We start from the raw sequence: 11653 nt of genomic DNA, 5'->3' as shown, positions 1-11653 counted from the left end.
ATGCCCCGGCCGCCCTGCACGACGCCAGGTGAAGCGATAGACCTGAGGTGAGACGGAGGACACGATGTCCCAGGCGGCCCTGAACAACGCCGAGTGGTGTGATGCCATGTGCCGCGCCCACGGCCTCCCCGGCGTGTTCACCCCCCGAGCCTGGACGAACCCGGCCAGAACCCCGCCGTTCTATCCGGACGCCGTCACCCTGTCCCCCGACGCCACTCCTGACGACGTCCTGTCCGCGATCGACACCGGCCCCGGCGCGTCGGTCAAGGACAGCTTCGCCACGCTGGACCTGCGGCCCGCGGGCTTCGAGGTGCTGATCGAGGCCACCTGGCTCCACCGCCCCGCCGGACCCGCGGCGGCGGGCGGCGATGTCACCTGGCAGGTCGTGACGGACGTGGAGACGCTGCGCGCCTGGGAGCTCGCCTGCTTCGAGGGCGACCCGCAGGGCCTGTTCATGGCGCCGCTGCTCGCCGAGCAGGGAATCGCCATCCTGGCCGGTGTCCTGAGCGGCGAGGAACGCGACGTGGCCGACTACGGCACAGCCGGGACAGGCGACGTGGGCGATATCGTCTGCGGCTCCGTGCTCAACGCCACCCGCGCCGGTGACACGGTCGGCGTGTCGAACGTCTTCGCCCGCCCGGGCCACCTGGACACCGCCTGGGCGGGCACGATCGCGCAGGCCGCGGCCCTTTTCCCCGGCCGCCCGCTGGTCGGCTACGAGTCCGACCCGGCCCCGGCCGCCGAGCACGGCTTCACCCCGGCGGGCCCGCTGCGCATCTGGCTGAAGCCCCGCTGACGACCGCACGCGGTCAACGCGGGAGTCAGCCGCCTGCGCTCGCCGCCGTGGCCGCCTCGACGCTCTCGCGCGATGCGGTCGCGACCGGCTCGATGGGCGCGGACATCTGCTGGATCCGGTCCCCCGAAAGGACCGGATCTCCGACCTGGGCCTTTTCATTTCCCGAACGGGTCGCGCGGGCTCAGTGTTCACCCGACGTTGTCGTCGACCTTGAAGTTGTAACTGACCTGCTTGCCGTTGACCGAGGCGGCAGTGACGGTGACACCGCGGGTGTCGCTGCCGGCAGTGAGCTCGCAGCGGATCGTGGCGCCGACCCGGGCCGGGAGGTGCTCAGGGCAGGTGACCCTGTCGGGACGCTTGCCGGCGTCCGCGGTGAGCTTGTCGGAGATCGTCTGCGCGACTCGGGCCTTGTGGACGGCCCCGCCCTCGTTGACGCCCGTGTTCTCAGGCTCTGCGGGGTCGTCACCGACTGGCTTCTCCTCGGCCGGCTTCTCCTCGGCCGTCGGCTGCTTCTCGGCCGGGCCCTCCTCGACGGCGGCTGCTTCCTCGCTGGCCGTCGCCTCATTCTTCTTGTCCACGTTGCCAAGACTGAAGGAGCATCCGGTGGCGAGAAGCACCGTCAGTGCGCCCAGCGCCGTCGCGGCCGCAATCCTCTTGTTACGCCCCTTGTGCCACATTATGTGCCCCCGTTTGTGGGTGATGAGAGAAAGATCAGGATGCGCAGTCGACTGAATCGGTTCCGCGCATAAGCGGTTCGAAGGCTCAACGATCAAGCACTACAGCTGCTGGAGCTGGGGCGTTGGGGTTGCGTCGGACGACTTCAAGATCGATGCCGCAGGTGGCTGCGTACTCGATGGCTTTGTTCTTGTAGCCGTTGTCGGCCCAGGCACCGTGATGACGCTCGGCCACGGCCGCCACGCACCTCTCCCCTCTCTGGCTTCGTCCAAGGACCTTAGGGCTATCGTGGGCTTCGGACTTTGTCATTCATGCTGGAAACTTTGTCAGTGGTGCACGGCTTCAGGCGCTGTATCAGGCGAGGGCCCTGCGGGTGCCTGTCGAAGCAGTCGTACAGCGAGCGGCGATCCCGACAAACTGATGTCGCGAACCGGCCGTGTCGAGGGGGTCTTGTGGGGGAACGGGCCGAGGTCCTACCAGGCCTGCTCTGTGACCGACGCGGACGAAGGTCCGCCTCATGAGCCCGGTCCTGGACACCGCGTTCATACCGCCGCAGGACCGGGAGGAAGTGGTCCGGAACGCGGTTTGGGAATCCATGGTGGCAGTCGACATCGACCACGGTCCGCCGGCTGAGGACATCGCCGTTCGCATAGGACTCGGCGCCGTCGGGCCCCTCAAGATCTGTTCGGCGCGGGCGACCGCGGTCACGATCCGTCGGACGGAGCGGCTCGCCCGGGAAGATGATGAGCCGGCCGTCACCCTGGGTGTTCAGATGACGGGCAGCAGCATGGTGGTGCAGAACGGTCGCGAGTGCCTGCTGGGGCCGGGAGACTGCGCCGTCTTCGAGTCGATCGCTCCCTACACACTCCTCTTCGACGAGCAAGTCGACCACCGCTTCATCCGTTTCCCCCGCGCGGCACTCGCGCTCCCCGACCGGTTACTGCGAGACATCACCGCGGTCCCCTTGGGATCCGACAACCCCATCGCGCGTCTCGCCTTCACCTACTTCTCCCAACTGACCGCCACCGACGAATTGCACCAGGGTGTGCACGCTGACGCCGCCGTGCAACCCAGCGTCGAACTCCTCCGTGCCGTCCTGACGTCCCAGCACGACAACTCCGGCCTGGCCAGGGCGCCATTGGAGGCGACGCTCAGTCTGCGGGTCACTCAATACATCCGTGAGCATCTGGCTGATCGGGATCTGTCGGCGGCGCGAATAGCCGCCGCGCACGACATCTCCGTACGCCATCTCTACGCTGTGCTGTCCCGCTCGGGAATCAGCCTCGGAGACTGGATCCGTACGCGCCGTCTGGCCGAATGCAGGCGGGAGCTGGCCGGCCGGAACGGGCGGCTGCGGACCATCGCGGCGATAGGGCGGAGCTGGGGCTTCGTGGACGCGACCCACTTCAGCAAGATGTTCAAACAGACGTACGGAATCTCACCGCGGGCCTGGCGCGAACAGAACCACCCCCGCGCCTCCGCGTGATGGTCTCCGCGCGCGTTCACCGTCCGCCAAGCCTGTCCACGTCGGCGGGCACGACACTCGTCAGCCGCTTGAGCTCGCCGCCTTGGCCGCCTCGACGCTCTTGCGCAATGCGGTCGCGACCGGCTCGACGGGCGCGGACAGCTGCTGGATCCTGTCCCGGAGCTGACGCGTCTCCCGCCAGGAGGGCACCACCGTCTTGAGCCCGGCCGCCATGGCCAGCGCCGCCAGGACACGGACGTCCTCGTCCACGTGCCCGACCGGCCGGCCGCCGCGGATGGCCCGGCCGACGCGCTCGGCCAGCCTGCGCGACAGGTACGCCTTGCGTGGCGTGATCCGTTCGACCGGGAACAGCAGGATCCGGCGCCGCTCCACGCTGATCAGCCGGGCGGCCGCCAGCTCGTCGCGTACGACGTGGACCGCCTTGCCGTGGTCCTTCTGCACCCACCGCCGCCACGAGCGGGGCGGCGAGCTCGAGATCTGCTCCCAGACCACGGCCGGCAGGGAACCCGGCTCGGCGGCCGGGGCGGTGCGAGCTCGCGCCTTGCCCGACTCGTCCACCAGGTTGCCCGCCAGCAGCAGCTCGGTGAGGGCGGCCGCGCGCAGCAGATAGCCCAGCACGTCCCGCTGGGTCAGCTTTTCCTTCCGCAGGTCGAAAGCCAGTAGGAAGGTTGATCGGGTCAGTGACTCACCCTGCTTCACTTGCGTCTCCATCCGCCCGCTCCTCTTCTTCGTGATCCGCGTCGTCCGCTGTGCCGTCCTCTGGTGCCTTCTTCGGCCGTCCGCGTGGGCGCATCCGCCCCACCCCATCAGGCAGGCGCCCGGCCTCGGAAAGGGCCCTGCGCAGCAGGAACTCGATCTGAGAGTTCGTGCTGCGCAGCTCGTCGGCCGCCCACCTGGTCAGCGCGTCATGCACCACCGGGTCAAGGCGCAGCAGGATCTTCTTCCGCTCCACGGTGACTAGTGGTAGAGCGTGCCCGTGTTGACCACGGGCTGGGTGTCGCGGTCACCCACCAGCACCACGAGCAGGTTGCTCACCATGGCCGCCTTGCGCTCCTCGTCCAGCTCGACCACGTCGTGCTCGGCGAGCCGGGCCAGGGCCATCTCCACCATGCCGACCGCTCCTTCGACGATCCGCTGCCGGGCCGCCACGACCGCGCCCGCCTGCTGGCGGCGCAGCATGGCGTGGGCGATCTCGGGCGCGTAGGCCAGGTGGATGATGCGGGACTCGATGACCTTCACCCCGGCGGACGACACCCTGGCCGCGATCTCCGTGGACAGCCGCTCGTTGATCTCGTCGGCGTTGTCCCGCAGGGACAGCCTCGGGTCGCCGTGCGCGTCGTACGGATAGCTGCCCGCGATGTGCCGCACGGCCGTTTCCGCCTGGATGGCCACGAACTCCAGGAAGTCGTCCACCTCGAAGACCGCCTGCGCGGTGTCCTCCACCTGCCAGACCACCACGGTCGCGATCTGGATCGGATTGCCGTCCGCGTCGTTGACCTTCGTCACGCCCGTCTCGTGGTTGCGGATCCGCGTGGACACCCGCCGGCGTGCCGTGATCGGGTTGACCCAGTGGAAGCCGGGGGTGCGCAGGGTGCCGACGTACCGGCCGAGCAGCTGCACCACCCTGGCCTCGCCCGGCGCCACCGCGGTGAGGCCGAAGTAGGTGAAGAACCCGAGCACGATCGTCAGGATGCTCACGATGAGCACCCACAGGCCGCCCTGCCCGGCCCCCGAGGCGAGCATGGCGATTCCCACGACGAGCAGCGCGATCCCGCCCAGGGTCAGCGCCGTCGCCACCCCCAGCATCACGAACCCGTTGGCCGCCCGCACGGGGTGCTCGCTCGTGCGCGGTGCGGGCATGTCCACGACGGCGGCCTCAAGTGTGGCCCCGCCCGATGTGTCCACCATCGTCCGTCCCTTCTCTGTGACTTCACCGTACTATCAAAGTGATATCACTTTTTCGCGGACTGTGGAAGACCGATTCTCAGCGGGGCGGCTCGCCCTGAAAGGGAGCAGAAGACGGGCAAGGATCCTCGCAACCAGGAGGAGAAACCTGCACACTCTAGGCATGTTGTGGGCAGGCAAGTCCGCCACGGAGATCGCGGCGGCCGTACGACAGGGCAAGGTCACGGCCACGGCGGTCATCGAGGAGCACCTGCGGGTGATCGCCGAACGTGACCCGCGCGTGGGCGCCTTCCGCCTGGTCAGGCGGGAGGCGCTGGAGGAGGCGCGGGCCGTGCAGCGACGCCGTGACCTGGCGGATCTGCCGCTGGCCGGGGTGCCCGTCGCGGTCAAGGACAACGTGGAGGTCGCCGGGGAGGCCACCCGGATCGGCTCCGCCGTCACCAGCGACGCCCCCGCCGCCGAGGACCACGCCACGGTCGCCCGCCTGCGCGCGGCGGGCGCGGTGGTGATCGGGCTGACGAACCTGCCCGAGCTCGGCCTGGTGGCCTTCGGCGACAGCGCGTACGGCACCGTACGCAATCCCTGGGACAGGAGCCGTACGGCGGGCGGTTCGTCCTCGGGCAGTGCCGCGGCGGTCGCGGCCGGGATGGTGCCGATCGCGCTCGGCAACGACGGCATGGGCTCGCTCAGGATCCCGGCGGCGTGCTGCGGGGTGCTCGCCGTCAAACCGGGCACCGGCCTGGTCCCGCCCCCGTCGGACGCCTGGCAGGGCCTGTCGGAGAACGGCCCGATCGCCACCGTCGCCGCGGATCTGTCGCTGATGCTGTCCGTGCTGGCCGCGGACCCGTCGCTGGCCGAGGCGTGGCGGGGCGGCTGCCGGCTGGAGCCCCGGCGGCCGATGCTCCGCTCGGTCTGGGCGGACGACGACGAGGTCTGGGAGCCGCCGCCGCCACAGGACAGCCCCGAGCCGTTCGACCTGCGCATCGCCTACACCCCGCAGCCCCTGCCCACCGGCCTGCCGATGGACAAGGAGTTTCAGGCGGCGGTACGCGGCGCGGCCGAGACGCTCCGCGTCGCCGGGCACACCATCGTCGAGCGTGACACGCGCCTGCCCACCTGGCTCGGCCCCGCGACGATCGCCACCTGGCTCACCCGGGCCGGCGAGGCGGCGGACGGCCTGGACCGGTGGCGGCTGGAACGCCGCAGCCGCGCGCTGGCCCGTGGTGGGCGGGTGCTCACCCGGCTCGGCCTGGACGGCGTGCGGGGCCGGGACCGGTGGAGCGGCTACGGCGCCGACCAGTGGTTCGGCGACGCCGACGTGCTCATCACCCCGGCGCTGGCGGCGATCCCGCCCAGGGCCGAAGGCTGGAGCGAGCGCGGCCTGCTCCGCACGGTGCTGGGCAACGTCCGCTACGCCCCGGTGACCGGCCCGTGGAACATGTGCGGCTGGCCCGCCATGACGGTCCCGATCGCCACCCACTCCAGCGGCCTGCCCATCGGCGTGCAGCTCATCGCCCCACCGGGCGGCGAACCCCACCTGCTCGGCCTCGCCGCCCAACTGCAGACGGCCCACCCACCGATCCGCCCCCCGGGCTTCTCCGTCTAGACGCGGCTAGACGCCCAGCGGGTGCCAGACGGTCTTGGTCTCCAGGAAGCGGGTCATTCGCTTCAGCCCGGGGTCGGCCGCCCAGTCGTCCGTCGAGGCGGGCAGCACCCGCTTGAGGTTGACGGCCGCCTCCTGCTCGCAGCGCAGCGCCAGGTCGGCGTCCGTCACGCCCGTCAGGTCCAGGCCGTTGACGTCCATGTGGGCCGCCAGCCAGGGCGCCAGCTCCGCCTGGTGCCCGGTGAGGATGTTGACGACGCCGCCCGGCAGGTCGGAGGTGGCCAGCACCTCGGCCAGCGTGATCGACGGCAGCGGGGTCCGCTCCGCGGCCACCACCACGCACGTGTTGCCAGTGACGATCACCGGCGCGACGACCGAGATCAGCCCCAGCAGCGGGTCGGCGGGCGCCACGACGGCGACCACCCCGGTGGGCTCCGGCGAGGACAGGTTGAAGTACGGTCCCGCGACGGGATTGGCGGTGCCGTGCACCGAGGCGATCTTGTCGGACCAGCCCGCGTACCAGACGAGCCGGTCGATCGTCGCGTCCACCGCCTCCAGCGCTGCCTTCTTCCCCGTGCCGAGCTCCTCGGCGAACTGCCCGCGGCGGCCCTCCAGCATCTCCGCGATCCGGTAGAGGATCTGGCCGCGGTTGTAGGCGGTGGCGCCCGACCAGCCGGGGAAGGCCTTGCGCGCGGCCGTCACCGCGTCCCTGGCGTCCTTGCGCGACGCCCTGGACGCGTTGGCGAGGAAGTCACCCTTGGGCGAGGTCACGGTGTAGGACCTCCCACTCTCCGAGCGCGGGAACTTCCCGCCGATGAACAGCTTGTAGGTCTTGCGAACGGACAACCTACTCATCGCCGCGCCCTCTCCACATGATCTCCTGAGTCGTCTGGACCGGCACGAACACCTGGCCGCACCGGCTCACGCCGCAGCGGTGGGCGTACCAGCCGGTGCGTACGGGGCGTCCGGCACGAGCGAAGGCGTGGCCGCGGGTGGCCTGGGCGCGACGGGCCCGGCGACGGCCGTGGTCACACGTCAAGGTAGGCCTCCAGTCCGAGCAGTCCGCCCTCGCGCCCGTAGCCCGACTCCTTGTAGCCGCCGAAGGGCGAGGCCGGGTCGAACCGGTTGAAGGTGTTGGCCCAGATCACTCCCGCCCTGAGCTGGTCGGCCATCCACAGGATGCGCGAGCCCTTCTCGGTCCAGATGCCCGCCGAGAGGCCGTACGGCGTGTTGTTCGCCTTCTCGACGGCCTCGGCCGGGGTGCGGAAGGTCAGGACCGACAGCACCGGCCCGAAGATCTCCTCGCGGGCGATGCGGTGCGACTGGGCCACGCCGGTGAAGATCGTGGGCGGGAACCAGTAGCCCCTGTCGGGCAGCTCGCAGGCGGGTGACCAGCGCTCGGCCCCCTCCGACTCGCCGAGGTCCGACAGCTGCCGGATCTTGGCGAGCTGCTCGGCGGAGTTGATGGCGCCGATGTCGGTGTTCTTGTCGAGCGGGTCGCCCAGCCGCAGCGTCCCCAGCCTGCGCTTGAGCGCCGACAGCAGCTCGTCCTGGATCGACTCCTGCACCAGCAGCCGCGAGCCCGCGCAGCAGACGTGCCCCTGGTTGAAGAAGATGCCGTTGACGATGCCCTCGACGGCCTGGTCCAGGGCGGCGTCCTCGAACACGATGTTCGCGGCCTTGCCGCCCAGCTCCAGCGTGAGCTTCTTGCCGGTGCCCGCGACGGTGCGCGCGATGACCCGGCCGACCTCGGTCGAGCCGGTGAAGGCCACCTTGTTCACGTCGGGGTGCGCGACCACGGCCGCGCCGGTCTCGCCCGCCCCGGTGACGATGTTGACGACCCCGGGCGGCAGCTCGGCCTGCCGGCAGATCTCCGCGAACAGCAGCGCGGTCAGCGGCGTCGTCTCGGCCGGCTTGAGCACCACCGTGTTGCCGCAGGCCAGCGCCGGCGCGATCTTCCACGCCAGCATGAGCAGCGGGAAGTTCCACGGAATGACCTGCCCGGCCACGCCGAGCGGCCGGGGATCGGCCCCGAACCCGGCGTACCCCAGCTTGTCGGCCCAGCCCGCGTAGTAGAAGAAGTGCGCCGCGACCAGCGGCACGTCCACGTCGCGCGACTCGCGGATCGGCTTGCCGTTGTCGAGCGACTCCAGCACGGCCAGCTCCCTGGCCCGCTCCTGGATGATCCGGGCGACGCGGAACAGATACTTGGCCCGCTCGGCCCCCGGCAGCCCGCTCCAGCCGTCGAAGGCCTTACGAGCAGCTTGTACGGCGCGGTCGACGTCATCGGAAGAGGCGGTGGCCACCTCCGCGAGCGTCTCCTCGGTCGCCGGGTTGACGGTTTTGAAGGACGGCCCTGAGCCGTCCACGAACTCTCCGTTGATGAACAACCCGTAGGACGGCTTGAGATCGACGATGTCGCGCGACTCTGGCGCGGGTGCGTACTCGAACATCGCCATCAGCCCAGAGTGAAGTATTGGGACATCACGCCTGCCAGCGTAGACGGTCATGCCGAGTGCTCAGCGGGTCCGGCGCGGAACGGCTACCCGGACCGAGCATCCACCCGTCCGGAGGCGCTACCGATGTCGCCGTACGGACAACCCCCGTTCAAGCCGTTGATGAGCTCATTGGCCGCGTGCGTGGTGAGCCGGCCGAGGATCTCGGCGAGCCGGTCGGCGTCCCCGAGCTCGCCGCGATGTTCTCGAGCAGCCAAATCCTCCCTGCGGCGCTGCCGGTGGGTCGAGCGAACGACACTCCCTGAGCCGGTGCACAGGAATGCCATCAATTAGCACGTCACGGTTATAGTTGATGGTATGCAAAAGGACTGGCTGACCAGCGATGAGGCGGCAGTTCTGCTCGGGATCACGGCCGGGCGCGTCAATCGCCTGGCCCGGTCGGGTGAGCTGGCCTACCGGATGGCGGGTCGCACCCGGCTCATTGATCCCTTGTCGGTCCAGCGGCTTCTGGCGACCACTCGCCGGCGTCCGGGGCGCCCGCTGACGCCTCAGTCCGCGTGGGCGGCGCTGCTGAGCGACTTGGGAACCGCCGACTGGAGTCAGCTCACCGAAGCTCTGGGAATGTCGCCGAAGCAGCGTTACAACCTCAAACGGCTGATCGCCCGAAGCCCTGCCGAGAACTGGGACGGGCTGGCCAAAGCCCGTGCCGTCGTCCACCGCGTCCGTGTCCGGCCGGCTTACCTGGGCGAGATCTTGCAATGGGACGGAGTCGTACCTTCTGGAGCCTCCGCGACCGGTCAGTATGGACTCGACCTCGTCGCGGCGGAGGAGGCGGAAGCCTATCTCAGCGGCCAGACCTGGCGGCTGCTTCAGGAGGAATTCCACCTTGACCCCAGCCCATCGGGGAACCTGGTGCTATGGTCACCTTCAGTATCTGAAGATACTCTCTCCGTAGTTCTCGATCGCGAGATCATGCCGGTGTCAGTCGTCGCCATAGATCTTCTCGACAGCGGCGATCCGCGCTCCCGCCGCACAGCGTTGCGGATCATCGATCAACTCCTGGAAGCACCCCCCAGTGACTGAAACTCCCCTCCCTCGTCTCAGGGGCCAACCCCTGGACCTCGGCCAAGTCAGCCTGCCCGACGACCGCCTGTGGCCGACCATGTTGGCCCTGTCGGAGGTGCTGGAAGAGCGTGCATGGGCCCTGATCGGAGGCCAGATGGTCGCGCTTCACGGCCTGGCCCTGGGCAGAACCCCTATACGTTTCTCCTCGGACCTGGACGTCATCGCGAACCTCGTACTGAGACCGTCCAGCCTGACCACATGTGCCGTGCATGTCCGTTCGCTGGGTTTCGCCCCTGCCCCTACCGCTGACGGCAGGCGACTGCACCGATTCACCCAGGACAATCTGGTTATCGATCTCGTCGCACCGGACCATCCACCCCAACACCTGCTTCCGTTGCGGATCGTGGGCAAGGACGCCATGGAGATCGATGGCGGATGGCGCGCGCTGCAACGCACCGGTCTCATGCCCGTGAGGCTCGGTCCCAGATCCGGCCAGGTTCCGATGCCCGATCTGGGAGGCGCCCTCGTCATCAAAGCTCGTGCCGCCGTCGCCGACTCACGCGATCCCCAAAGACACCTATTCGACCTGGCCTTCCTGCTCAGCCTTGTAGACAATCCGAGGAAACTGCGTGAGCGCCTCAGCCTGCGGGACCGTAGTCATCTGCGCCGCCTCGACCTGGACGGAGATACTCGCCACGCGCCGTGGATCGTGCTGACTGATCGAGACGACCGAAGCAACGCTGCCGAGGCCTATCTTTCCCTGACCCGACACTGACACGGACCTACCCAGTCGCGCAGCGTGATGCCGGGAGCTGATGCGGGAGAAGCTGGACGGCTTCGACCCGGCCGAGGCCCGAGCCAATCTCGATCGGATGCTGCGGCTCCGCTGGTGACCGTCGCGGCCCCCGGTTCAGGACCAGGCGATCTCACTCGTACGGCTGACGAAACGGCCGGAGCCCGAGCCGGGCTTCTCGGTGGCCAGGGCGACGATGGCGTCCGTACCCTCGGTGACGGTCTGCGGGCCGCTGTTGCCGTTCAGGTCGGTCGCTGGCCCGTCTCGCCCTGCCGGCGGACGGCGCGATCTCCGACCACATCCCGCCCGGTGTGCACCGCCTGCTCTCCCGGCTCGGCGATGTCGCGGTCGCCGTGTTCGGGGCGGACTGGCAGCTGATCTGGTGGAACCGCGGCTGGGCCGCCCTGCTGGGCGACCCCTCGCCGACGCCACCCCGGCTGCGCAATTTCGCCCGCGACAGATTCGGTACGAGCCCCGCCCGCCTCGCCCTCTGGCCCGTGACCGAACTGGACAGGGAGGCCGTCGACGCCGCCGTGGTGTCCGACCTGCGCCGCGCCACCGGCCGCTTCCCTCAGGACGCACGCCTGGCGGGGCTGATCCACGACCTGAGCACGGCCAGCCGGCGGTTCGCCGACCTGTGGGCGACCGGCACGGTGGCCACGCACCGCGAGGATCACAAGACGATCGAGCACCCCTCGGTGGGACCGATCACGGTGGACTGCGACGTGCTGACCGACGGCGACTCCGAGCTCAAGATCGTCGTCATGACCACCACACCCGGCACCCCGGACGAGACCAAACTCCGGCTCGCCGTCATCGCTGGTCCCCCGCCGCCACCACAAGCTACCCGTCGCCTCCAGCGCTAAAGGGCCGG

At 69.6% G+C, this 11653-nt stretch carries 14 protein-coding genes; 6 read left to right on the top strand and 8 right to left on the bottom strand.

Going from position 1 to position 11653, the window contains the following annotated elements:
* Positions 1-64 precede the first annotated feature (64 nt).
* Positions 65-796: a hypothetical protein gene (locus OHA68_RS17675; RefSeq protein ID WP_327108629.1), complete on the top strand. Its 732-nt coding sequence runs from the start codon at positions 65-67 to the stop codon at positions 794-796.
* 188 nt (positions 797-984) lie between these two features.
* Here OHA68_RS17675 and OHA68_RS17670 read toward each other — a convergent pair whose 3' ends face one another.
* On the bottom strand, positions 985-1374 hold the full coding sequence (locus OHA68_RS17670) for a DUF4333 domain-containing protein (protein WP_327108628.1): 390 nt from the start codon (positions 1372-1374) through the stop codon (positions 985-987).
* A gap of 184 nt (positions 1375-1558) precedes the next feature.
* The gene (locus OHA68_RS17665; protein WP_327108627.1) at positions 1559-1714 is read right to left on the bottom strand and encodes a hypothetical protein; all 156 of its coding nucleotides are present in this window, start codon (positions 1712-1714) and stop codon (positions 1559-1561) included.
* A gap of 274 nt (positions 1715-1988) precedes the next feature.
* On the opposite strand from OHA68_RS17665, the gene OHA68_RS17660 reads away from it, so the two are divergent.
* Positions 1989-2957: an AraC-like ligand-binding domain-containing protein gene (locus OHA68_RS17660; RefSeq protein WP_327108626.1), complete on the top strand. Its 969-nt coding sequence runs from the start codon at positions 1989-1991 to the stop codon at positions 2955-2957.
* A 60-nt stretch (positions 2958-3017) separates the two neighbouring features.
* Here the strand turns inward: OHA68_RS17660 and OHA68_RS17655 are convergent, their stop codons facing one another.
* Genes OHA68_RS17655 through OHA68_RS17645 form a run of 3 tightly spaced genes read right to left on the bottom strand, consistent with a single transcriptional unit; the run spans position 3018 to position 4865 of the window.
* Positions 3018-3668, bottom strand: a complete 651-nt coding sequence (locus tag OHA68_RS17655; protein ID WP_327108625.1) for a GPP34 family phosphoprotein — start codon at positions 3666-3668, stop codon at positions 3018-3020.
* Positions 3643-3909 (bottom strand): hypothetical protein, encoded by a 267-nt coding sequence (locus tag OHA68_RS17650; RefSeq protein WP_327108624.1) that lies wholly within the window; start codon positions 3907-3909, stop codon positions 3643-3645. Before OHA68_RS17650 ends, OHA68_RS17655 begins: the two co-directional genes overlap by 26 nt.
* 5 nt (positions 3910-3914) lie before the next feature.
* Positions 3915-4865, bottom strand: coding sequence for an SPFH domain-containing protein (locus OHA68_RS17645; RefSeq protein WP_327108623.1), 951 nt, complete (start codon positions 4863-4865; stop codon positions 3915-3917).
* 160 nt (positions 4866-5025) lie between these two features.
* On the opposite strand from OHA68_RS17645, the gene OHA68_RS17640 reads away from it, so the two are divergent.
* Positions 5026-6468, top strand: coding sequence for an amidase (locus OHA68_RS17640; RefSeq protein WP_327108622.1), 1443 nt, complete (start codon positions 5026-5028; stop codon positions 6466-6468).
* 6 nt (positions 6469-6474) lie between these two features.
* On the opposite strand, the gene OHA68_RS17635 is transcribed toward OHA68_RS17640, so the two are convergent.
* The 3 genes from OHA68_RS17635 to OHA68_RS17625 all read right to left on the bottom strand — a co-directional run bounded on the left by OHA68_RS17635 (position 6475) and on the right by OHA68_RS17625 (position 9178).
* Positions 6475-7320: an aldehyde dehydrogenase family protein gene (locus tag OHA68_RS17635; protein ID WP_327108621.1), complete on the bottom strand. Its 846-nt coding sequence runs from the start codon at positions 7318-7320 to the stop codon at positions 6475-6477.
* Between the two features lie 173 nt (positions 7321-7493).
* Positions 7494-8918 (bottom strand): aldehyde dehydrogenase family protein, encoded by a 1425-nt coding sequence (locus OHA68_RS17630; protein ID WP_189144442.1) that lies wholly within the window; start codon positions 8916-8918, stop codon positions 7494-7496.
* 89 nt (positions 8919-9007) lie between these two features.
* Positions 9008-9178 (bottom strand): hypothetical protein, encoded by a 171-nt coding sequence (locus tag OHA68_RS17625; protein WP_327108620.1) that lies wholly within the window; start codon positions 9176-9178, stop codon positions 9008-9010.
* A gap of 100 nt (positions 9179-9278) precedes the next feature.
* On the opposite strand from OHA68_RS17625, the gene OHA68_RS17620 reads away from it, so the two are divergent.
* From OHA68_RS17620 to OHA68_RS17610, 3 genes are all read left to right on the top strand, one after another.
* Positions 9279-10004 carry a helix-turn-helix domain-containing protein gene (locus tag OHA68_RS17620; protein WP_327108619.1) on the top strand — a complete coding sequence of 242 codons (726 nt, stop codon included), beginning with the start codon at positions 9279-9281 and terminating at the stop codon, positions 10002-10004.
* Positions 9997-10761 (top strand): hypothetical protein, encoded by a 765-nt coding sequence (locus OHA68_RS17615; RefSeq protein WP_327108618.1) that lies wholly within the window; start codon positions 9997-9999, stop codon positions 10759-10761. Before OHA68_RS17620 ends, OHA68_RS17615 begins: the two co-directional genes overlap by 8 nt.
* A 329-nt stretch (positions 10762-11090) precedes the next feature.
* Positions 11091-11645 carry an MmyB family transcriptional regulator gene (locus tag OHA68_RS17610; protein ID WP_327108617.1) on the top strand — a complete coding sequence of 185 codons (555 nt, stop codon included), beginning with the start codon at positions 11091-11093 and terminating at the stop codon, positions 11643-11645.
* Positions 11646-11653 lie beyond the last annotated feature (8 nt).

Source organism: Nonomuraea glycinis (genome assembly GCF_035920485.1).
GTDB classification, from domain to species: Bacteria; Actinomycetota; Actinomycetes; order Streptosporangiales; family Streptosporangiaceae; genus Nonomuraea; species Nonomuraea glycinis.
The sequence above is the reverse complement of the archived record's forward strand: the minus strand, read 5'-3'. Positions and strand labels throughout refer to the sequence as shown.

Bases quoted from the DNA above. Each gene is read 5' to 3' on its own strand.
- OHA68_RS17630 (WP_189144442.1), bottom strand. From the start codon at position 8,918: ATGTTCGAGTACGCACCCGCGCCAGAGTCGCGCGACATCGTCGATCTC.
- OHA68_RS17675 (WP_327108629.1), top strand. From the start codon at position 65: ATGTCCCAGGCGGCCCTGAACAACGCCGAGTGGTGTGATGCCATGTGC.
- OHA68_RS17655 (WP_327108625.1), bottom strand. From the start codon at position 3,668: ATGGAGACGCAAGTGAAGCAGGGTGAGTCACTGACCCGATCAACCTTC.
- OHA68_RS17620 (WP_327108619.1), top strand. From the start codon at position 9,279: ATGCAAAAGGACTGGCTGACCAGCGATGAGGCGGCAGTTCTGCTCGGG.
- OHA68_RS17635 (WP_327108621.1), bottom strand. From the start codon at position 7,320: ATGAGTAGGTTGTCCGTTCGCAAGACCTACAAGCTGTTCATCGGCGGG.
- OHA68_RS17645 (WP_327108623.1), bottom strand. From the start codon at position 4,865: ATGGTGGACACATCGGGCGGGGCCACACTTGAGGCCGCCGTCGTGGAC.
- OHA68_RS17660 (WP_327108626.1), top strand. From the start codon at position 1,989: ATGAGCCCGGTCCTGGACACCGCGTTCATACCGCCGCAGGACCGGGAG.
- OHA68_RS17640 (WP_327108622.1), top strand. From the start codon at position 5,026: ATGTTGTGGGCAGGCAAGTCCGCCACGGAGATCGCGGCGGCCGTACGA.